Raw genomic sequence first — 21,031 nt, 5'->3', positions numbered from 1 at the left:
CGCCGCTGCCAGCAGTTGCGCCACTGCGCGACGGATACCAGTAGAACAGCGCCGCGCCAGAGTTTCTTGCCTGAAAACCCCGTCAACACGTCAGAACGCGTCATCCCAAATGCCTCTAGAAAACGCCGTAACCACGCCGCCCACGCTGTCTCGCCGCTTTTCCGTGGCGCCGATGATGGATTGGACGGACCGCCACTGCCGGTTCTTCCTGCGCCAGCTGTCGCGCCATGCCCTGCTTTATACGGAGATGGTCACCACCGGTGCGCTGATCCACGGTGATCGCGAGCGTTTTCTGCGTTACAGCGAATGCGAACACCCGATTGCCCTGCAGTTGGGTGGCAGCAACCCGCAGGACCTGGCGACTTGCGCGAAGATGGCCGAAGCACATGGCTATGACGAAGTGAACCTGAACGTCGGTTGCCCCAGCGACCGGGTGCAGAACAACATGATCGGCGCCTGCCTAATGGGCCATCCGGCGCTGGTCGCCGACTGCGTGAAGGCCATGCAGGACGCCACGAGCATCCCGGTGACGGTCAAGCACCGCATCGGCATCAACGGCCGTGACAGCTACGCCGAACTGTGCGATTTCGTCGGCCAGGTGCGCGACGCCGGCTGCCGCAGCTTCACCGTGCATGCCCGTATCGCCATCCTCGAAGGCCTGTCGCCAAAGGAAAACCGCGAGATTCCGCCGCTGCGTTACGACATCGCCGCCCAACTCAAGGAGGATTTCCCGGATCTGGAGATCATCCTCAACGGCGGCATCAAGACGCTGGAGGAATGCGAGCAGCACCTGCAGACCTTCGACGGCGTGATGCTTGGCCGCGAGGCTTATCACAACCCCTATCTGCTGGCGCAGGTCGATAGCCGCCTGTTTGACGCCGAAGACCCGGGCATCACCCGCATGGATGCCCTGCTCGCACTCAAACCCTATGTCGAGCAGCATCTGCGTGAGGGCGGCACCTTGCATCACGTCAGCCGTCACGTACTCGGCCTGGCTCAGGGCTTCCCCGGTGCGCGGCGTTTCCGCCAACTGCTGTCGGTGGACATCCACAAGGTGAAGGACCCGCTGGCGTTGCTCGATCAGGCAGCAGAACTGCTACGCGGGCATTAACCCCGCGCGCTGAGTCGATAGCGACTGCGCCCGGTCGTCTGTACCAGGCCGTTTTCTTCCATGCGGCGCAGCACCTGGCGCACGCTGACCAGTGATAGCGGCTCGCCGGCCTCGTTCAGTTGCCGGTGCAATTCGCGCGCGGATACGCCCTGCTCGTCATTGGCGCCGCACAGCGCCTCCACCACCTTGAGCCGGGGCATGCTGAAGCGCAGCCCGACGGCCTGTAGCCATTCGCGGCATTGGCGGGTATCCGGCCCGCCGACGACTGAACGAGGAGACGGGGTTTGGGTCGACATGTTCGGGCTCCTTGGCGGCTCATCAGAAGTCGGACTCCACCGGCTTCGGTACGTTCTCCCGTACCGTCATAGATAAAGACGAACGAACCGGCAAAAAGCACAGCCCCGAAAGGTAAATTTTGTCAGTGATCCGACCGTTGAGCGCCTGCGGCGCCTCGGGTAAGGTCATGCCATCTGCAACGACAAGGCCCCGTCATGACCTCCAAGCTGGAACAACTCAAGCAGTTCACCACCGTAGTCGCCGACACCGGCGACCTCGACGCCATCGCCCGCCTGCAACCGGTGGATGCCACCACCAACCCCTCGCTGCTGCTCAAGGCCGCCGCACTGCCCCGCTATGCCGATCTGCTGAATCAGGCGGTGGGCGCTGGCAAGGGCGACCTGGGCCTGGCCTGCGATCATTTCGCGGTTGCCGTCGGCCAGGAGATCCTCAAGGTCATCCCGGGACGCATTTCCACCGAGGTAGATGCACGCCTGTCATTCGACACCGACGCGACCCTGCGCCGCGCCGAACGCCTGGTCGGTCTGTATGAACAAGCCGGTATCGGTCGTGAACGCGTACTGATCAAGATCGCCTCCACCTGGGAAGGCATCCGCGCCGCCGAGCAGTTGGAAAAAGCCGGCGTACAGACCAACCTGACCCTGCTGTTCGCCTTCGCCCAGGCGCAGGCCTGTGCCGATGCTGGCATATTCCTCATCTCGCCGTTCGTGGGGCGCATCTACGATTGGTACAAGAAGACCGAGGGCCGTGATTTTGTAGGTAACGATGATCCTGGCGTGCAGTCGGTCACGCGCATCTACGACTACTACAAGGCAAACGGCTACGACACCGTGGTGATGGGGGCGAGCTTCCGCAACCTTGGTCAGATCGAAGCGCTGGCCGGTTGTGACCGCCTGACCATCAGCCCCGACCTTCTGCAGAAACTGGCCGAAGACGATGGCCAACTCAGTCGCCAGCTTGCCCCTGGCGCTACCGGCGAACCTCGTCAGAGCCTCGATGAAGGTGGCTTCCGCTGGGCCCTGAACGAAGACGCCATGGCCACCGAGAAGCTGGCTGAAGGCATCCGCCTGTTCGCCCGCGATCAGGAAAAACTCGAAGCCCTACTGGCCGCCAAGGTCTGAATGAAAAAGGGGCGCCAGCCAAGCTGACGCCCCTTTTCATTGCGAGTTCGAAGGTAGGGTGCGCTGTGCGCACCAACGACTTTCTTGGCAGATATCGGTGCGCACAGCGCACCCTACAGGAAAGCAATCGATCAGTGCCGCTCGAGCGCGCTGACCAGATCGTGGAACGCCTCGCGATTGGAGTCGTTGAGCCCCATCAAGATGCGGTGCGCTTCCAGCACCTTGGCCTTCACAACCTCTTCTGATTGATCCTGCGAAGGCAGATCATCCAGGCAATCCGGGCAGGGAATCGGCCGATCGACGATGTTGAACACCTGATCGAAGCCCATGGACTCCAGCAGGCGCGTGATGTCGTCGTGAGTGGTGACAACGGTCGGCAACAAGCCCACCTTCTGCCGCGACAGAATGGACAGCTTCGCCAGCAAACCGAGAGTGGTGCTGTCGATGCTGCGGGTTTCGGTCAAATCGATGACGATGGCCGAAAAATTCAACGCGGTGAAAATCTTTTCAATCGTGGCATCCAGTGCTGAACACAGCGTCAGACGGACTTCACCGACAAACTTCAGGACGAATGTTCCATCCTGCTCGGCGAATTGGATGCGACCGGGGCTTATCCCAGGATTCATGCAAGGTTCCTGCTTAACACCAGCAAGGCGATATCATCCGGCATCTCGCCAAGATTGGCCAGACCGAGAACTTGACGCAAACCACCCAGCGTACCGCCAGCCTGGCTAACCAATTGTGGCAGCGCCAATTCCTTCTCTTTCAGCGTGTCACCCGGCAGCAGGTCGAGAATGCCGTCGGACAGCAGCGTCAGACTGAAAGACTCCGGCAACTGCATTTCCAGGTCACCATATTCGGCTTCCTCGAACAGGCCGACTGGCAAGCCACGGCCTTCCAGGTAGCGCGCCTGGCCATTCTCGAACAGCACCGGCAGCGGCAGATGCCCGCCAATGCTGTAGGTGAGCATGCCGCTCTCCTCATCGATCACGCCGCCGAGCATGGTCACGTGTTTGCCCAACTTGCAGTTGATCAGCCCACGGTTGATGTGGCCGAGAACGTCGGAAGGCTTGAACTCCGGCAGCGTACCGCCACGTCGCCACTCGTAGAGCAGGCGCGTGGTCATGAACTTGAGCAGTACGGTGACGAACGCCGAGGACGCCCCGTGGCCGGAAACGTCAGCCAGGTAAAAGCCGATACGGCGCTCGTCGATACGGAAGTAGTCGACGAAGTCACCCGACAGGTACAGCGAAGGAATGATCTGGTGCGCGAAGTTGAGGCCATCGGCCTGCCAGGGCGTCACCGGCAGCATGTTCATCTGCACCTGGCGGCCGGCATTCTGGTCTTCCTGCAGCAGGTGCAGGCTGGCCTGCAGCTCGCGGTTGGCGGCTTCCAGCTTCTCGCGATAGCGCTGGTTCTCGACCCGTAGGCGCGAACGATCGAGCGCACGGCGCACGGAATGCTCCAGCACTGCAAGGTCTTCGAGAGGCTTGATCAGGTAGTCGGCAGCGCCGAGACGCAGGGCTTCAACGGCATCGTTCATCACGCCAGCACCGGAAATGACGATCACCGGTACGTCGACGCCAAGCACATTGATACGACGGATCAGTTCAAGTCCATCGACCTGCGGCATGCGCAGGTCGCAGATCATCAGGTCGGGGCCTTCCTGCTGGAACACTTCCAGCCCCTGCAATCCGTTGTTGGCCTGCAACACCTTGAAGCCGCTGTCCTCGAGGTAGGCCGCGAGGCTTGCACGTACGACATCGTCGTCGTCGATGATCAGCAGAGTGGCACTGGTTTTGTGCATGGGGTATCCAGGCAAACTGCGCCAGGGCAATTTTTGGTCACTGCCCGTGGCGCGGCGCCACATCAGTAGCGCCAGGGCGATTTCAAGGGGCAGACGGTACTCCCATCTGCCGGCCGATTCAAGCCGGGACCGGTCGTCGTTCGGCGGCTTTACAGGTCAAATCGACGAGGGTTATAAGAGCCGCGGGAGAGCTCATAAGAAGAGGACAGGGTCCATGAGTCAGAATGATCGAGCGTACAGCGAGAAACGCGACTACATCCGCATGCGACTGGAAGCAGCAGTCGTCCTCCATCATGCTGGCCGGGAAATTCCTGCACTGTGCCTGGATCTTTCCAGTACTGGCATGCAAATCGAGGCTGAAGTCGCGCTGAGCATGGGCGACAAGGTCAAGGTCCACATCCCCTCCGAGCACAGCGAACTGCCCGGTCTCGATGCTCAGGCCGAAGTGGTTCGCGTCAGCGATCTCGGCGACGGTCGCCAGTCGCTGGGGCTGGCGATCATCGCCATGAGCTGAAATCTGCTTTTACGAAAAAGGCGGCTCTAGAGCCGCCTTTTTTGCATCTGCCAGAACTTAAAAGTCGTCTTCGACCTGACCGTCCTTGACCTTGAACTCGCGGCTCTGCAGGTAGGCGTTGCGGATGAAGATGTACTTGTCACCGCTCACCAAGCGCTCGGCCTGCAGCAGGTTGGCGCGCGTATCGACCACCTGCATGCCACGGGTGACGTTGCGAGTTGGTACGTGATCAATATACGGATACGGCGTCAGGAAGCTGTCCGGCACGCGACCGGTGGCATCACGCACGGTGCTTGGGCCAAGGAACGGAATCACCAGGTAAGGCCCGCTGTTGAGGCCCCAGACGCCGAGAGTCTGGCCGAAGTCCTCGTCGCTCTTGCGCAGGCCCATGTGCCTGGCTACGTCGAAGAAGCCCAGTACACCGAAGGTGGTGTTGAAGATCAGGCGGCCGGTATCGACACCGGCGTTGTGCAGCTTGCCCTGCAGCAGGTTGTTGGCCAAATTGCCAACGTCGCCGATATTGCCGAAGACGTTATGTACGCCATCTTCGAGGAACTGCGGGGTGACCGCCCGGTAACCCTGTGCGATCGGCTTCAACGCATAGGTGTCGACGGTATCGTTGAAGCGGAAGATAGGACGATTGAAACCTTCCCACGGATCTTCTTCCGAAGCGGCCTGACTCATCGCAGGCAGCAGGCTCAGGCCAACGAGGGCCATCAGGCCACCCAGGCGCGCGATCCAGCGAGCACCGATCACATGCATTTGAAATCTCTCCTTGAGGGAAACAATGTGGCCACCGCCAACGGGCCGAAGGCCGCGTAGTATAAAGCCTGGAGCTCTGATTGGGCAGCATAGCGAAGAAATGCGATGACCGATGAAACCTTGCTACACACCGCATACATCCGCGTACGCTGGGGCGACATGGACAGCTACGGGCACGTCAACAACATCATCTACATGCAGTATCTGGAAGAGGCCCGTGTCGCCTGGTTCGAGCTGGCCGGCGTAGCGATGAGCAACGTGCCGTTCGGCCCGGTGGTGCTGCAGACCCAGCACACCTATCTCAAGCCCGTGGTGCACCCTGCCACCGTAGTGGTCGAGTTGCGCGCCGGCGCAGTCGGACGCAGCAGTCTGGTGATAGAACACAAGCTGATGACAGTGGAAGATCCACAGACGGTCTACGGTGAGGGCTATTGCAAGCTGGTGTGGATCGATCATGCCAAAGGCCATTCCGTGGCCCTGCCCGAGCACGTGCGCACGCTCTTCGGCGTAACCTGACGGTCATCTTTCGGTCATCCGCAGGCGCTAGATTGGCTGGGGTTACCGCCACGGATGACCTCATGCCCCACACCTCCCCAACCGCGCTGATCTTCGAGCTTTCCGGCTGCCTGGTCGATTTCGGCGCACGTACCCTGCCAGTCGCGCTACAGCGCTTGTATCCGCAGCGTGAACGCCCCGCCCTCGCCAACACTGTCGAACTGGCCCTGGCCAGCATACTGGGGGCGGTTCCCGACACTGCCCAGCTGCAGGCTCTGCAGCTGACGCTGAGCGAAGTGGCCGGCGAGCATGGCGAACTGACACCCGGTGCCGCTCAATTGCTCGCTGCGCTACATGGCAACGGCATACCTTGCGCCTGGCTCGATGCCCTGCCCGCCGACGCCAGCCTGCGTTTGGCCGAGGCCTTGCCGACTGCTGTCGAAGCAGTAGTGACAAGTCAAACCCGGTGCTGGCCGGCGCCTGATAGCTGCTGGCAGGCATTGAGTCAATTGGGTGTCGAGCGGCTGGATGGCTGCATTGTCGTCAGCGGCAACCCACTGCTGTTGCAAGCCGGGCTCAATGCCGGCTGTTGGACCATAGGCCTGGCTGCCTGCGGCCCACTCTGCGGCTATGCACCGGCTGACTGGCACGCGCTCGACGTAAGCGCACAGGAGCGCCTGCGCGCCGACGCCACGCTGCAGCTCTATCGTCTGGGTGTGCACTCAGTGATCGATCATCTGGGTGAAATCGACGCCAGCCTGGAAGATATCGGTATACGTCGCAGCAAAGGCGAAAAACCCTGAGTGCTTGACTCGGATCAGGCAAAGCCCGCGTGCTTGGATTAACCTTCAGGTACAGGCTGAAAACTTCCGGCGTCGCTGGGGGTCAATGCCTATGCTGATTTGATAAGGAGAACTCTATGCCAGCAAGCGACCTGCAGCAGCAACTGGAAGCCCTTCAGCAACACCTGGCCCAGGACACGCCGCTCAGCGAGGAAGAACGCGCATCGCTTTACCTGCTAACCCAGGAAATCGAGGTGCAACTGGCGCGCGAAGCCGCGTCAGCACCCGACGCCACGCTGGTCGATGGCGTCAATCTGGCGGTGGAGCGCTTCGAAGCCAGCCACCCCACCCTCGCCGGCACCCTGCGCAACATCATGCAGAGCCTGGCCAACATGGGCATCTGAATGCCCAGCCCCGAATGACATCCAGCGCCCCAAGAAATGCCGCTATTTAGCGGCATTTTTCATGGGCTACTGACGCGCCAAACGGCCATTTTCCGGCGTGATCGCCTCACTGCTGCGATACGGATTGATGTCCAACCCACCACGGCGCACATAACGCGCATAGACGGTCAGTGACTGCGGCTGCAGCAAGCGCTGCAGATCGAGAAAGATGCGCTCCACGCACTGTTCGTGGAAATCGGCGTGCTGACGGAAGCTCACCAGATAAGCCAGCAGGCTGGCGTGATCCAGCGCGGCACCGCGGTATTGCACGACAAGACTGCCCCAGTCCGGCTGGCCGGTCACCGGGCAGTTGGACTTGAGCAGATGGCTGTGCAGGCTCTCCTCCACCACGCGGCCGGCGTCGCAGCGCAGCAGTTCGGGCTGCGGGTGGTCGTACTGGCTGACGCTGATGTCCAGCTCATCGATGCACTGACCCGGCAGCGTCGCCACGCCCTCCTCAGACACTTCGCCCAGCGAACGCAGGCGCACCGCCACCGGTTTGCCGGCCACTTTCGACAAATCATGTACCAGGGTGGCCTGCACCTCGTCCCAGTTGGCGAAGGCCGACTGGTTCAGGGAGTTGAGGTACAGCTTGAAGGACTTCGACTCGATGATGTTCGGCGAATCGGCCGGTATCGCAAACTCACCGATGGCTACTACCGGCTTGCCGGACGGCAGCAGCCAGGACAGCTCGTAGCAGTTCCAGTAGTCGACGCCCTGATACGGCAGGTTGGCGCCATCGAGCCCCAACTCCGCCCACTTGGTCGTGCGCGAGATGGGGAACAGCAGCTCGGGGCTGTACTCGGCGATGTACCGGCTGGACTTGCCCAGCGGGGAGTGTTCAGCGGGGTGCTGCATGATGCGCAATCCAGGGTGGCGAAAAACCGCGCGAGTTTAACGAGTTGGCCATCGCTTCGCACCCGCGAAGCACCAGGCAGAGCTTTGTAGGAGCGAGCTCTGCTCGCGAATCGCCTTACCGCCAGAAGCTTCGCGAGCAGAGCTCGCTCCTACAACGACAATCAGTCACCCAGTGAACCGTGGGAGGGGCTTTCGGCTCGGGCATCCTGCTTCGCTCTACCTCCTGCCTCCCTGCAGTCGTAGCCGCGACGGCTGCAAAAGCTCGCCGCAAAAGCGCCTCCCACAGGATTCAGACCGCCACCGGCTCCTCTTCGATCTTGCGCAGCGGCGCCCAACGGCGCAGCAGCAGATACAGCGTCGGGATCACATACAGGGTGAAGAAGGTACCGACCAGCAGCCCGCCGACGATCACCAGGCCGATCTGCTGGCGACTTTCGGCCCCGGCACCCGTGGCGATGGCCAGCGGCAGCGAGCCCAGGACCATGGCACCGGTGGTCATCAGGATCGGCCGCAGGCGCTGCACCGACGCCTCGATCACCGCTTCACGCAGCGCCCTGCCCTCGCGCAGCAGGTGGTTGGCGAACTCGACGATAAGAATGCCGTGCTTGGTGATCAGGCCAATCAGGGTCACCAGGCCGATCTGCGAGTAGATGTTCCAGGTGCCGCCGAACAGCTTCAACGCCAGCAAGGCCCCGGCCATCGACAGGGGCACGCTGAACAGAATGATCAGCGGGTCGCTGAAACTCTCAAACTGCGCCGCCAGCACCAGGAAGATGAAGGCCAGCGCCAGGGCGAAGATCAGCAGGATGCCCGAGCTGGACTCCTTGAAGTCACGCGAAGTGCCGGTGTAGTCGTATTGCGTCTCCGGTGGGAACACATCACGTGCGGCGACCTCCAGATGATTGAGTGCCTCACCCAGGGTGTAGCCGGTGCCGACGTTGGCGCTGATGGTCACCGCACGCAACTGATTGAAGTGGTTGAGCTCGCGCGGTGCGACGGTCTCACGCACCTCGATCAGGTTGGACAGCTGCACCATGCCGCCGTCGCGATCACGTACGTAGACACGATCCAGGTCCTGCGGATTGCTGCGGTCGATATCCTGCAGTTGCACCATGACGTCGTACTGCTCGCCGTTCTGCTTGAAGCGCGTCACCTGACGGCTGCCGAACAGGCTTTCCAGGCTGCGCCCGATCACCGAGACATCGGTGCCAACCGCTGTTGCCTGCTCGCGGTTGACGGTGATCTTGAGCTGCGGCGAGTTGAGCTTGAGGTCGCTGTCCAACCCCTCCAGCCCCGGATAATCACGCAAGCGCTCCATCAGTTGATCGACATACCCCTGCAGCTCGGCGTATTCCATGGACGAACGCACGACGAAGTTGATCGGCTGGTTGCGCGCACTCTGCCCTAATGGCGGCCGGTTGACCGGGGTCACGCGCATACCCGCGATGTCCTGCAACTGCGGCAGCAGCTCGTTGCGAATCTCGAACTGGGTACGCGAACGATCACTCCAGTCCTCCAGTTTCATGAAAGAGATGCCCTGGGCCACCGTGGGGAAGCCGGCGACCATCAGATAGCGATTGGTCTCCGGAATGCTCGCATAAGCGGCCTCGACCTCGCGGCCATAGCGCGCCGTGTAATCGATGGTGGCACCGTCCGGGCCATTGAAGACGCCGACGATGGTGCCGGTGTCTTCGGTCGGCGCCAGCTCCGAGCGCAGACCACCGAACAACCAGGCACAGAGCACGAAGGCACCCAACAGTACGCCAAGCACCAACGGCCAGGCACGCAGGGCACGGTCCAGGCTGTGCTTGTAGCTATAGGTCAGGCCGTTGAGGAAGCCTTCGATCAGGTTGTACACCCGGCCATGCTGCTCGTTGTGCTGATGCGGCTTAAGCAACACCGCACACATCATCGGCGTCAGCGTCAACGCAACGAAGCCGGACACCAGCACCGAGCCGGCCAGGGTCCAGGCAAACTCGGTGAACAGCTTGCCGGTGGTGCCCTGCATGAAGCCGATAGGAGCGAATACCGCAGCCAGGGTCAGGGTCATGGCAATCACCGCGAAGGCGATCTCGCGGCTGCCCTTGAACGCCGCCTGCATGGGTTTCATTCCCGCCTCGATATGGCGGTGGATGTTCTCCAGCATGACGATGGCGTCGTCCACCACCAGGCCGATGGCCAACACCATGGCCAGCAGCGTCAGGGTGTTGATGGTGAAGCCCATCAGCGACATCAGGGCGAAGGCGCCAATCAGCGATACCGGAATGGTCACCAGCGGAATCAGCGTGGCACGCAACGAACGCAGGAAGATGAAGATGATCAGGATGACCAGCGCCACCGCCTCCCAAATGGTGGTGAAAACGTTGTCGATGGATTCGCGGATGAACTGCGAATTGTCGTTGGCCACGGTCATCTTCATGCCGTCGGGCAGCAGCGCCTTGACATCGGGCCAGGCGGCCTGGAGGCCGTCGGAAATATCCAGCGGGTTGGCCGTGGCCTGCTTGACCAGACCCAGAGTCACCGCCGGCAAGCCGTTGAAACGCACCACGGTGCGTTCGTCGCGCGGCCCCACCTCGGCGCGGCCAACATCGGACAGGCGCAGCAGGTAACCCTGCGAGTCGTCGAGGATCAGCTCGTTGAACTGCTCCGGCGTGCGCAGATCGGTTTCCGACAGCACGCTGAACTCACGCTCGCGCGACTCGATGCGCCCAGCCGGGATCTCCACGTTCTGCCGGCGCAGAGCGTCTTCCACGTCCTGCACGGTGAGGTCGTGCGCGGCGAGCTTCTCGGGGTCGAGCCAGATGCGCATGGAGAAGGTACGGGCGCCGCGCACCTGCACTTCGGAGACCCCTGGGATCGTCTGCAGCCGGTCCTTGATCACCCGTTCGAGCAGGTCGGTGATCTCCATGGCGCTGTGCTGCTGGCTGTGGAAAGCGATCCACACCACCGGCTGGGCGTCGGCCTCGACCTTCTGCACGATAGGCTCGTCGACCTCGTCCGGCAGCAGGCTGCGTACCCGTCCCAGGCGGTCGCGCACGTCGTTGGCGGCTTCGTCGGCGCTGCGGCCGAGGCGAAACTGCGCGGTGATCTGGGTGTTTTCCGCGCGGCTGATGGAGGTGACGAAATCCAGGCCTTCGATGCCGGAGAGCACGTCCTCCACCGGCTGCGCCACCTGCGATTCCATGATCTCCGGGCTGGCGCCGGGATAGGTGACCTGCACGGTGACGATGGGCACGTCGATGTTGGGGTATTCGCGCACGTTGAGGCGGTCGTAGGCCATCAGGCCCAGCAGCACCACAATCAGCGACAGGACGGTGGCGAATACCGGCCGGCGAATGCAAACGTCGGAGAGCGTCACGGCTGGCGCTCCCCGCTCTTGGTACGCACATCCAGGCCCTCACGCACGCGTTGCCAGCCGGCGCTGATCACCGTCTCGTCGCCCTGCAGGCCGTCACGCACCTCCACCAGACCATCGAAACGCTTGCCCAGGATGACCTCGCGGCGTTCGACCTTGCCGCCTACCACCAGGTTGACCAGCAGCTTGTCACCCTGAGGCATCACCGCCTCTTCGGGGATCACCAGCGCATTGGGTCGTTCTTCGAGAATCACCGAAACGCGCACAAATTGGCCCGGACGCAGGCGGCGATCATCGTTGGCTATGTGCGCGCGGATTGCCTGGCTGCGCCCAGCTTCGTCGAGGCGCGGGTTGATGGCGAAGATCTCGCCACGAAAACGTTCGCCCGGGTAGGTATCGAGGGTGATTTCCACGGTCTGGCCGAGGCGAACCTGGGCCACGGCTTTCTGCGGGATACGGAAGTCGACCTTCAGCGGGTCGAGCACTTCCAGGTTGACGATGTTCTGCCCCGCGCTGAGGTAGTCGCCGACACTGGCCTGGCGCAGGCCGAGCGTGCCGTCGTATGGCGCCTTGATCTGGGTCTTGTCGAGCCGCGCCTGGGCTAGGGCCTGGCTGGCACGCGCGGCCTGCAACTGGCTCTGCGCCTCGTCCAGCGCTTGAGCATTGCTGGCGCCACGCTGGAACAGCATTTGCGCGCGCTGATGGTTCTTCTCGGCAAGATCGAGATTGGCCCGAGCTTGGGCGAACTCGGCACGGGTAATCGCGTCGTCGAGACTGACCAGCAGGTCGCCAGCAGTCACCGCCTGGCCTTCGCGAAAATGCAGGGTAGCCAGGCGCCCTTCCACTTCCGGGCGGATCATCACCGACTCGTCGGAGCGCAGCGAACCGAAGGTGATCAGTTCGTCACGCACTTCCATTTGCCGCACGGGCACGACCTCGACCATAGGCCCGTCGGCTGCGCTCGCTGGCAGAGCGAATGCGCCTAGCAACAGCCATGGAAGAGCACGTAGCAGCACGGTCATGATCAGCCCCTTTTTCTTGGTAGAGGCGGAGTCTAACCGGCTGCTGCGTCACTGACAGATGCGCAAGTTATTTCGCTATGTTTTTTCGGTCGCCGCCACATTCTGTAGGAGCGGCTTTAGCCGCGAGAATCGCGAATAAATCCGCTCCTACATGAGCGGCAAACGTCACTGACGCATGCCGCGCCCGCTGATCAACAAGCGAATGCACAGCGTATAGAGCGCCGCGGTCGCCAGCAACATGAAGCCGATAGCCACGCCGATGCTGATGTCGGACACGCCGAGAATGCCATAGCGGAAGGCGTTGACCATGTGCAGGATGGGGTTACCCAGCGACACTGTCTGCCAGAACGGCGGCAGCAGGCTGATGGAATAGAACACCCCGCCCAGATAGGTCAGCGGTGTCAGCACAAAGGTCGGGATGATCGAAATATCGTCGAAGTTGCGCGCATACACCGCGTTGACGAAGCCGCCCAGGGAGAAGATGGTCGCCGTCAGCAACACCACCAGTACCGTCACCCCCAGGTGATGTACCTGCAGATGGGTGAAGAACAGCGACAGGATGGTGACGATCACGCCCACCGCCAGCCCGCGCAACACGCCCCCGACAACGAAACCGATGAGGATGGTGTGCGGCGACACCGGCGACACCAGCAACTCCTCGACGTTGCGCTGGAACTTGCTACCGAAGAAGCTCGACACCACGTTGCCGTAGCTGTTGGTGATCACCGACATCATGATCAGCCCCGGCACGATGTACTCCATGTAGGTGAAGCCGCCCATGTCGCCGATCTGCCGGCCGATCAGGTTACCGAAGATGACGAAGTACAGAACCATGGTGATCGCTGGCGGTAGCAGCGTCTGCGGCCAGATGCGCACGAAACGGCGGATTTCACGGTGAACGATGGTACGCAGGGCCACCAGATTGGCGGCAAATTCGCTGTTGAGGTACTGAGAGGTCATTGCGCCACCTTGGCCAGGTTCTTTTCCACCAGGGAGACGAACAGCTCCTCCAGGCGATTGCTCTTGTTACGCAGGCTGAGTACCTCGACCTGCTGTTGCGCCAGTTGCTGGAAGAGCGCATTGAGGCCCTGACTCTTCTCCACCTGCACTTCCAGAGTGTGGTGGTCGACCAGGCGTGCGGGATAGCCCTGCAGCGTCGGCACCGTGCTGTAGGAGTCCTTGAGGTCAAAGAAAAAGGTCTCGACGTGCAGCTTTTTAAGCAGATCCTTCATGCTGCTCAGTTCGACGATGCGGCCGTGGTCGATGATGCCGATGTTGCGACAGAGCTGCTCGGCCTCTTCCAGATAGTGAGTGGTGAGGATGATGGTGGTGCCTTGCTTGTTCAGCTCGGTGAGGAAGCTCCACATCGAGCGACGCAACTCGATGTCCACACCGGCGGTCGGCTCGTCGAGGATCAGCAGGCGAGGCTGATGCACCAGGGCGCGGGCGATCATCAGCCGACGCTTCATGCCACCGGACAGCTCGCGCGAGGCGACGTCGCGCTTGTCCCACAGGCCGAGCTGAGTCAGGTACTGCTCGGCGCGCTCCTTGGCGATGGAGCGCGGAATGCCGTAGTAGCCGGCCTGGGTGACGACGATGTCGAACACCTTCTCGAACTGGTTGAAGTTGAATTCCTGCGGCACCACGCCCAGGCAGCGCTTGAGCGCGTAGGGCTCGCGGTCGAGGTCATGGCCAAACACACTGACCGTGCCGCTGCTCTTGTTCACCAGCGTGGAAAGCACGCCGATGGTGGTGGACTTGCCGGCGCCGTTGGGGCCGAGCAAGGCGAAGAAATCACCTTCGGCAACGTCCAGATCGATGCCGTGCAGGGCCTGGAAGCCGTTTCCGTAGGTCTTGGTCAACTGGCGAATGGTCAGGGCGGAGCTCATGAAGATGGGGTTTCCCGCGCGAGAGTGAAGTCGTTATAGATGAGGGCGAAGACGCTCGATTGCAACTATCTGTTTCGTCCGCTCTTCGCTGGCATGCACCCTACCGACCCTGACGCGCGGAGAAAAGGCCGTCCTGGCGATCTTGATTATCGACTCAGTCGATAACACTTGCCTCACGCTGCATATCGCCACTCAGTTGCAGCGCACCGGCCTCGAACAGATGCGGATAACAACCGCGCAAATGCCCGAAGAACAACTGCTCGGGCAGATCTTCGAACTGGCCGTGATCGTGCAGGTACTCCATGTAGCGTTCGCCTTTGTCGTTGTAGGGATGGAAAACGCTGTCATGCATGCCGTCGAACTCCAGCGGTGCTACCTTGAACACCCGGCACAGCGCTTCGTTGAACGCCGGCGTGGCCTTGACCCAGCGCCCATCCAGATACAGCTCGGTGTAGCCGTGCATGGCGAACACCTCGCTGCGCAGCAGCTCCAGCAGGCGCGGTGTCGACAGATGATTGCGCACGTCAGCCAGACCGATACGCGCAGGAATGCCACAATGCCGGGCGCAGGCGGCAAGCAGATTGGCCTTGGGCACGCAGTAGGACTCCCCTGCCGCCAGGGCATGACTGGCCTTCAATGTCTGCGCATCGAGGCTGAAGGCATAAGGGTTGTAGCGAACCTCGTCACGCACCGCCAGATACAAGGCCACGGCCTGACTGGTCGGTTCTCGTGAGGCGCCACGCCAACGTTCGGCGAACTCGATTACCGCTGGGTGGTCACTGTCAATGAAGCGGCCGGGACGTAGACAGGTTTGCATGACGGGTACTCCTGAAGTTCGCTTCAGTCTAAACCCGCCGATTGCGCCACGTTGACGACGATCCGGCCAAGCTCACCGCCCCTGCCGCCATTTATGGCTATGCTCGGGGCGTCGCCCGCTCGAATCATGGAGGAATGCACATGCTCGTCATCTGGTTGCTGGTTCTGCTGCTTGGGGTCGCCTACCTGGCCCATAGCCGTACCGCCGCCCTACCCGCCCTCGGCATCACCGCAACCTACCTGGTGGCCATGGCCTTGTTCAGCCCGGTACCGGGCTGGTTGCAACTGCTGCTGTGGATCGTCACCGGCGCCATAGCCGCGCTCATCCTGCTCGGCGATCTGCGCCGACAACTGTTCACCAGCCCGCTGTTCGCCTGGTTCCAACGCGCACTGCCGCCGATGTCGGCCACCGAGCGTGACGCCATCGAAGCCGGCACCGTGTGGTGGGACGGCGAGCTGTTCAGTGGCAAGCCCGACTGGAACAAGCTGCTGGCCTATCCCAAGGCCAAGCTGAGCGAAGAGGAGCAGGCGTTCATCGACGGCCCCACCGAAGAGCTCTGCGCGATGATCAGTGACTGGCAGGTTGGCCAGCAGATGGATCTGCCGGAGAAGGCCTGGGAGCACATCAAGCAGCACGGTTTCTTTGCCCTGATCATTCCTAAGGAATACGGCGGCAAGGGCTTCTCGGCCTACGCCCACTCGCAGGTGGCGATGAAACTGGCGACCCGCAGCGGCGATCTGGCCTCCACCGTAATGGTGCCCAACTCCCTCGGCCCAGCCGAACTGCTGCTGCATTACGGCACCGACGAACAGCGCCAGCACTACCTGCCGCGCCTGGCGCGCGGTGATGACATCCCCTGCTTTGCCCTCACCGGCCCACTGGCCGGCTCTGACGCCGGCGCCATGCCGGATACCGGGATCATCTGCAAGGGCCAGTACAATGGCGAGGAAGTGCTCGGTCTGCGCCTGAACTGGGAGAAGCGCTACATCACCCTCGGCCCGGTAGCTACCCTGCTTGGCCTGGCCTTCAAGGCCTACGACCCGGATCACCTGCTGGGCGACAAGGAAGACCTGGGCATCAGCCTGGCGCTGATCCCTACCGATACCCCCGGCGTGGAAATCGGCCGTCGTCACCTGCCCCTCGGCGCTGCCTTCATGAATGGGCCGAACTCGGGCAAGGACGTGTTCATTCCACTGGAGTACCTGATCGGTGGCCAGGAGTACCTCGGCAAAGGCTGGATGATGCTGATGAACTGCCTGTCGGTCGGTCGCTCCATCTCCCTGCCAGCGGTCGGTACCGGCGCCGCCAAGTTCACCAGCCTCGCCACCGGCCAGTACGCTCAGCTGCGTGAGCAGTTCAACGTGCCACTGGCCGCCTTCGAGGGTATTCAAGAGGCGCTGGCGCGCATCGGCGGCAACGCCTGGCTGATGGACAGCGCGCGCATCCTCACCGCCAACGCCGTCGACCTGGGAGAGAAACCCTCGGTGCTGTCGGCGATCCTCAAGTACCACCTGACCGAACGCGGACGCGAGTGCATCGGCCACGCCATGGACGTGCACGGCGGCAAGGGCATCATCATGGGCCCGAACAACTACCTGGCCCGCTCCTGGCAGGGTGCGCCGATCTTCATCACCGTCGAGGGTGCCAACATCCTCTCGCGCAACCTGATGATCTTCGGCCAGGGCGCCATCCGCTGCCATCCGTATGTGCTCAAGGAAATGTCTCTGGCCGACCGTGAGGACAAGGACCAGGCACTGGTCGAGTTCGACTCGCTGCTGATGAGCCATATCGGCTTCGCCGTCGGCAACGCCGCCAGCAGCTTCCTCCTTGGCCTGACGTTGAACCGTCTGGGCCAGGTGCCCGGCGACGACCTCAGCCAGCCCTACTACCGCGCCCTCAACCGTCTGGCCGCAGCCTTCGCCCTGTGCGCCGACAGCAGCATGATGCTGCTCGGTGGCGACCTGAAGCGTCGCGAGCGTCTATCTGCGCGCCTCGGCGATGTGCTCAGTCACCTCTATCTGGGTTCGGCCGCACTCAAACGCTACCACGACCTGGACTACCCGGAAGCCATTCGGCCGCTGCTGCGCTGGGCCATGGAGGAAAACCTCTGCCACGCCGAGCAAGCGCTGGATGACCTGCTGAGCAACTTCCCCAACCGCCTGTTCGGTTGCCTGCTGAAAGTGCTGGTGTTCCCGCTGGGCCGCCGCCATCAGGGACCCAGCGACGAACTGGACGCCGAAGTGGCCGCGATCATCGGCCGCCAGGCCGGCGATCCGGCACTGGAAGCGGTACTGGAAGGTTGCTACCGCCCGCAGGCCGACCAGGATTCGGTTGGGGCATTGCAGCATGCGCTGAACCTGGTACAGGCCAGCCAGGATGCGCGCAAGCGCCTGCATCAGGCACTCAAGGACGGCAGCCTGCAGCCAGCACCGGGCCAGGATGTCATCGAGGCGGCAATTGCCGCCGGTATCCTCGACGGTGAGCAGGGCCAGCGCCTGCAAGCGGCCGAAGCGGCGCGGCGTCGGGTGATCGACGTCGACGACTTCGCCAAGGAAGAGCTCAAGCTGAGCCGCGGCAAGGTGCGCTGACTCGAGCCGCTCGTGGGAGGGGCTTCAGCCGCGAGCTTCTTGTATCGCGGCTACGACTGCAGGGATGCAGGAGGTAGAGCGAAGCAGGATGCCCGAGCCGAAAGCCCCCTCCTACACAAAGGCCAGCCAAACAGGACAGCGGGCGCCAGGAACTCTATACTCCTGCGCCCGTTTTACCCTTCAGGAACCTGCATCATGGCCAGCCATCTCGACCACCACCTCGCCCTGCTCAACCACCTGCGCGGCATTCTCGTCGCCCTGGGCGAAGCCGAACAGGTGCTCGACGACAGCCACGCCCTGTTCCTCGAGCGCTACGACGAACTGCTCGCAGAATTACCGCTTGATCCGGTTTCCAGCCAGTACCTGGGCCAGGACCTGATCAGCCAGGTGTTCCACCGCTACCCGCAGATCGCCCATCTGGTACCGCGCGACCTGCTGTGGTTCTTCGGTGGCGACTGCCTGCACTTCATGCCCGACGAGGAAATCGCCCTGTACCAGGCCCTCGACGAGCGCCGTTTCGAAGCCGAGGAGAACGACGAGCCCTTCGACTGGAACCAGGAAAAGCAACTGCTGGCCCTGCCCACCGACGGCTCCAAGCACTGATCTGCCAATAAACAACAGGCCCGCACGGTAAACCGGCGGGCCTGTTGTTTTGTGTATTACAAACGACAGAAACGAAAACGCCGCTCGATTGAGCGGCGTTTTCGTTTATTTGGAGCGGGAAACGAGACTCGAACTCGCGACCCCGACCTTGGCAAGGTCGTGCTCTACCAACTGAGCTATTCCCGCAATACAACTTGGTACAACAAAAATGGCGTCCCCTAGGGGACTCGAACCCCTGTTACCGCCGTGAAAGGGCGGTGTCCTAGGCCACTAGACGAAGGGGACCTTGGAACTTCGTTTGAAATCCTGCCGAAGCAAAATTTCCAAATTTTGGAGCGGGAAACGAGACTCGAACTCGCGACCCCGACCTTGGCAAGGTCGTGCTCTACCAACTGAGCTATTCCCGCATTACAGCTTGAAAGTGGCGTCCCCTAGGGGACTCGAACCCCTGTTACCGCCGTGAAAGGGCGGTGTCCTAGGCCACTAGACGAAGGGGACACACCCCGGAACATCAAGCAACTTTCCGGCTTCCTTCGCTCTGTTTCTGGCATTGCGCTGGAAGTGGCGCGCATTCTATGGAGCCTTTCAAGGGTCGTCAACCTCTCTCTAAAAAATTTTTAAAATCAAAGACTTCAGCCCATAAATCGATATGCCACTAGGAGCCATGCGAGCAAGCCACTACACTCGGTCGAAAAGTCGATTCTCGAGAGGTCCCAAGCAGTGTCCGCACTCGTGATAACCATGTTGATCGTCGGCGGCATCGCCTTGCTGATGGTGATTGCCTACGTCAACCATGCCGTTGAGAACAGCAAACTGGAGAAAGCACGCCAGCGCGCCGACCTGCTCGACCGCATTCGGCGCTGCCAGGACATCTCCGAACGCATGCCCGGCCAGTTGATGACGCCACAGCTGAAGCTGCTGCTGAGTCAGTTGCAGCTGCAGGTCAGCGAACGCCTGCTGCCACTGGATAAACAGAACGCCACGCTACAGCGCGATATCGACACACTCAAGGCCCAGGTCGCTCAAGGCGAATCCATTGCCGTGAAGAACCCGCCGCAGCCCATCGCCAACGAAGCCAAGGCCAAGGACGTGCGTTTCCTGCTGGAAAATCTGCATGCCCTGATTACCGGTTCGGTACAGGGCGGCCTGCTGCCTGCCAACGACGGCAAGCACTGGCTCAAGCAGGTTCGCCAGATGCTGGTGCTGGTGCATATCGAGTTCTTCAGCACCCTGGGCCAGGCGGCCATGCAGCAGAACCAGCCCGGCCAGGCCCGTCTGGCCTTCGAACGCGGCGTACAGTACCTGCGCAAGCAGCCTGACCCCACGCCCTATCAGACCCAGTTCAAGCGTTTCGAGGAGCAGCTGGCGCGCGCCAATGCCATGTTGCTCAACAACAGTGCTCCCATCGCAGAAGAACCCAGCCAGTTGACCGAAGGTCTGAAGGGCCTGGAAGACGACGACTGGAAGAAGAAGAACATCTACGACTGAGCGGCCGTTTGCTCGCCCTCGCTCAATCGAGCCCGCTGATCGCCGATAGGAGCTGCAATGAGCCTGACCGTATATGGGGCACCACTTTCCCCCTTCGTCCGCAAACTCTGCCTGTGCCTGATCGAGAAGGGCCTGGATTACGAACTCGAAGTGGTCATGCCTTTCGGCCAACCGGACTGGTTTCGCGAGCTCAACCCCCTGGGGCGAATTCCTGCCTTTCGCGATGGCGACCTCAAACTGGCCGACTCCAGCGTCATCTGCCAGTACCTGGAGGAGCGCTACCCAGAGCAAAAACCGCTGTATGGCGCCGATACGGAGCAGCGTGCCAAAGTGCGCTGGCTGGAAAAATACGCGGACTACGAGCTGGCACCGCTATGCACCTTCACCGTGTTCCGCAACCGCGTGCTGAAGGCCACCATGGGCCAGCCATGCGATGAGGAAAAGGTGCAGCAGGCGCTCAAGGACAGACTGCCCAGCAATTTCGACTACCTTGAGGCCACACTGGGCGACGCGCCGTATTTCCTCGGCGAACAGCTGTCCATGGCCGACCTGGCACTGGCCAGCCAGTTGATCAACATGGAGCATGGCGGGGAAACCCTGGACTCAGGCCGCTGGCCGAAGCTGATGGCGCACTACGTGCGCATCAAGAATCTCGCGTCCACGCAGCAGCTACTGCCGCGCGAGCTGCGTACGCTGGAGAAGATCGGCGCCAAGCGCTGAATATGTCCGTTTCGTAGGGTGCGCCGTGTGTTCAGCCGGGGGACATAGGTAACGGGTGTCGGGAGACATAGGTAACGCATTTAGGCTTACGGGGTTCATCGAATCGGGAGATCGAGTGATGCCGTGGCCGGAGCGCAGCACTATGTCGATAAGGCGTGAATTTGTTCTGTTGGCGGGGCAACCCGAAAGCAATGTGCGGGAGCTTTGTCGCCGGTATGGCGTCAGTCCCAGGACTGGTTACAAGTGGTTGGATCGGTACCGTGAGCAAGGTGATACGGGCCTGCAGGATCGATCTCGGCGGCCTTTGAGCAGCCCAGGGCGCAGCGATCCGGAGTTGGAGCAAGCGGTGGTGCAATTGC

Annotated in this window: 21 protein-coding genes and 4 tRNA genes; 11 read left to right on the top strand and 14 right to left on the bottom strand. The window is 61.7% G+C overall.

Features of this window, described 5'->3' with window-relative positions; translation table 11 throughout:
- Positions 1-109 precede the first annotated feature (109 nt).
- Positions 110-1,111 carry a tRNA dihydrouridine(20/20a) synthase DusA gene (gene dusA / locus BM059_RS20935; protein ID WP_074941204.1) on the top strand — a complete coding sequence of 334 codons (1,002 nt, stop codon included), beginning with the start codon at positions 110-112 and terminating at the stop codon, positions 1,109-1,111.
- On the opposite strand, the gene BM059_RS20930 is transcribed toward dusA, so the two are convergent.
- Positions 1,108-1,407: a winged-helix domain-containing protein gene (locus BM059_RS20930; RefSeq protein WP_037004891.1), complete on the bottom strand. Its 300-nt coding sequence runs from the start codon at positions 1,405-1,407 to the stop codon at positions 1,108-1,110. The genes dusA and BM059_RS20930 overlap by 4 nt on opposite strands.
- A gap of 195 nt (positions 1,408-1,602) precedes the next feature.
- Here BM059_RS20930 and tal point away from each other — a divergent pair, with 195 nt between their 5' ends.
- Positions 1,603-2,529, top strand: a complete 927-nt coding sequence (tal, locus tag BM059_RS20925) for a transaldolase (RefSeq protein WP_074941203.1) — start codon at positions 1,603-1,605, stop codon at positions 2,527-2,529.
- Positions 2,530-2,660: 131 nt separating this feature from the next.
- Here the strand turns inward: tal and rssC are convergent, their stop codons facing one another.
- Together rssC and rssB are read right to left on the bottom strand one after the other, a co-directional pair.
- Entirely contained in the window at positions 2,661-3,143 is a 483-nt protein-coding gene (gene rssC, locus BM059_RS20920; RefSeq protein WP_026088796.1) for an anti-sigma factor antagonist RssC, read from the bottom strand.
- An 8-nt stretch (positions 3,144-3,151) separates the two neighbouring features.
- Positions 3,152-4,336, bottom strand: coding sequence for a two-component system response regulator RssB (gene rssB / locus BM059_RS20915; RefSeq protein ID WP_074941202.1), 1,185 nt, complete (start codon positions 4,334-4,336; stop codon positions 3,152-3,154).
- A 214-nt stretch (positions 4,337-4,550) separates the two neighbouring features.
- On the opposite strand from rssB, the gene BM059_RS20910 reads away from it, so the two are divergent.
- Positions 4,551-4,850 (top strand): PilZ domain-containing protein, encoded by a 300-nt coding sequence (locus BM059_RS20910; protein ID WP_074941201.1) that lies wholly within the window; start codon positions 4,551-4,553, stop codon positions 4,848-4,850.
- A gap of 57 nt (positions 4,851-4,907) precedes the next feature.
- Here the strand turns inward: BM059_RS20910 and BM059_RS20905 are convergent, their stop codons facing one another.
- A complete protein-coding gene (locus BM059_RS20905; protein WP_037004903.1) occupies positions 4,908-5,612 on the bottom strand; it encodes an MlaA family lipoprotein in 705 nt (234 codons plus the stop codon).
- A 105-nt stretch (positions 5,613-5,717) separates the two neighbouring features.
- Between BM059_RS20905 and BM059_RS20900 the strand changes: the two genes are divergently transcribed.
- The 3 genes from BM059_RS20900 (at position 5,718) to BM059_RS20890 (ending at position 7,293) form a co-directional block, all read left to right on the top strand.
- Positions 5,718-6,128 (top strand): acyl-CoA thioesterase, encoded by a 411-nt coding sequence (locus tag BM059_RS20900; RefSeq protein ID WP_074941200.1) that lies wholly within the window; start codon positions 5,718-5,720, stop codon positions 6,126-6,128.
- A 62-nt stretch (positions 6,129-6,190) separates the two neighbouring features.
- On the top strand, positions 6,191-6,910 hold the full coding sequence (locus tag BM059_RS20895; protein ID WP_074941199.1) for an HAD superfamily inactivated hydrolase PcrP: 720 nt from the start codon (positions 6,191-6,193) through the stop codon (positions 6,908-6,910).
- 116 nt (positions 6,911-7,026) lie between these two features.
- Positions 7,027-7,293, top strand: a complete 267-nt coding sequence (locus BM059_RS20890; RefSeq protein ID WP_021490580.1) for a DUF4404 family protein — start codon at positions 7,027-7,029, stop codon at positions 7,291-7,293.
- A 66-nt stretch (positions 7,294-7,359) separates the two neighbouring features.
- On the opposite strand, the gene queF is transcribed toward BM059_RS20890, so the two are convergent.
- From queF to BM059_RS20860, 6 genes are all read right to left on the bottom strand, one after another.
- The gene (gene queF, locus BM059_RS20885; RefSeq protein WP_074941198.1) at positions 7,360-8,190 is read right to left on the bottom strand and encodes an NADPH-dependent 7-cyano-7-deazaguanine reductase QueF; all 831 of its coding nucleotides are present in this window, start codon (positions 8,188-8,190) and stop codon (positions 7,360-7,362) included.
- Between the two features lie 289 nt (positions 8,191-8,479).
- On the bottom strand, positions 8,480-11,548 hold the full coding sequence (locus tag BM059_RS20880; protein WP_074941197.1) for an efflux RND transporter permease subunit: 3,069 nt from the start codon (positions 11,546-11,548) through the stop codon (positions 8,480-8,482).
- Positions 11,545-12,567: an efflux RND transporter periplasmic adaptor subunit gene (locus tag BM059_RS20875; protein ID WP_037004913.1), complete on the bottom strand. Its 1,023-nt coding sequence runs from the start codon at positions 12,565-12,567 to the stop codon at positions 11,545-11,547. The genes BM059_RS20880 and BM059_RS20875 overlap by 4 nt, the downstream gene beginning before the upstream one ends.
- Positions 12,568-12,732: 165 nt before the next feature.
- Positions 12,733-13,527 (bottom strand): ABC transporter permease, encoded by a 795-nt coding sequence (locus BM059_RS20870; RefSeq protein ID WP_037004916.1) that lies wholly within the window; start codon positions 13,525-13,527, stop codon positions 12,733-12,735.
- A complete protein-coding gene (locus BM059_RS20865; RefSeq protein WP_037004918.1) occupies positions 13,524-14,456 on the bottom strand; it encodes an ABC transporter ATP-binding protein in 933 nt (310 codons plus the stop codon). The genes BM059_RS20870 and BM059_RS20865 overlap by 4 nt, the downstream gene beginning before the upstream one ends.
- Positions 14,457-14,610: 154 nt before the next feature.
- Positions 14,611-15,273 (bottom strand): transglutaminase-like domain-containing protein, encoded by a 663-nt coding sequence (locus BM059_RS20860; protein ID WP_037004920.1) that lies wholly within the window; start codon positions 15,271-15,273, stop codon positions 14,611-14,613.
- Between the two features lie 140 nt (positions 15,274-15,413).
- On the opposite strand from BM059_RS20860, the gene BM059_RS20855 reads away from it, so the two are divergent.
- Together BM059_RS20855 and BM059_RS20850 are read left to right on the top strand one after the other, a co-directional pair.
- A complete protein-coding gene (locus BM059_RS20855; protein WP_074941196.1) occupies positions 15,414-17,861 on the top strand; it encodes an acyl-CoA dehydrogenase in 2,448 nt (815 codons plus the stop codon).
- 195 nt (positions 17,862-18,056) lie between these two features.
- Positions 18,057-18,464, top strand: a complete 408-nt coding sequence (locus BM059_RS20850) for a PA2817 family protein (protein ID WP_037004924.1) — start codon at positions 18,057-18,059, stop codon at positions 18,462-18,464.
- 110 nt (positions 18,465-18,574) lie between these two features.
- Here the strand turns inward: BM059_RS20850 and BM059_RS20845 are convergent.
- The 4 genes from BM059_RS20845 to BM059_RS20830 all read right to left on the bottom strand — a co-directional run bounded on the left by BM059_RS20845 (position 18,575) and on the right by BM059_RS20830 (position 18,962).
- Positions 18,575-18,650, bottom strand: a tRNA-Gly gene (locus BM059_RS20845).
- 23 nt (positions 18,651-18,673) lie between these two features.
- Positions 18,674-18,749, bottom strand: a tRNA-Glu gene (locus BM059_RS20840).
- A gap of 46 nt (positions 18,750-18,795) precedes the next feature.
- Positions 18,796-18,871: transfer RNA gene (locus BM059_RS20835), tRNA-Gly, on the bottom strand.
- A gap of 15 nt (positions 18,872-18,886) precedes the next feature.
- Positions 18,887-18,962, bottom strand: a tRNA-Glu gene (locus BM059_RS20830).
- A gap of 243 nt (positions 18,963-19,205) precedes the next feature.
- Here BM059_RS20830 and BM059_RS20825 point away from each other — a divergent pair.
- The 3 genes from BM059_RS20825 to BM059_RS20815 all read left to right on the top strand — a co-directional run.
- Positions 19,206-19,952 (top strand): hypothetical protein, encoded by a 747-nt coding sequence (locus BM059_RS20825; protein WP_074941195.1) that lies wholly within the window; start codon positions 19,206-19,208, stop codon positions 19,950-19,952.
- Between the two features lie 57 nt (positions 19,953-20,009).
- A complete protein-coding gene (locus BM059_RS20820) occupies positions 20,010-20,672 on the top strand; it encodes a glutathione S-transferase family protein (protein WP_037002719.1) in 663 nt (220 codons plus the stop codon).
- Positions 20,673-20,790: 118 nt separating this feature from the next.
- The coding region (locus tag BM059_RS20815; protein ID WP_139220778.1) for a helix-turn-helix domain-containing protein at positions 20,791-21,031 on the top strand (241 nt) is incomplete at its 3' end.

It is taken from the genome of Ectopseudomonas composti, assembly GCF_900115475.1.
Lineage (GTDB): Bacteria > Pseudomonadota > Gammaproteobacteria > Pseudomonadales > Pseudomonadaceae > Aquipseudomonas > Aquipseudomonas composti.
The sequence above is the reverse complement of the archived record's forward strand: the minus strand, read 5'-3'. Positions and strand labels throughout refer to the sequence as shown.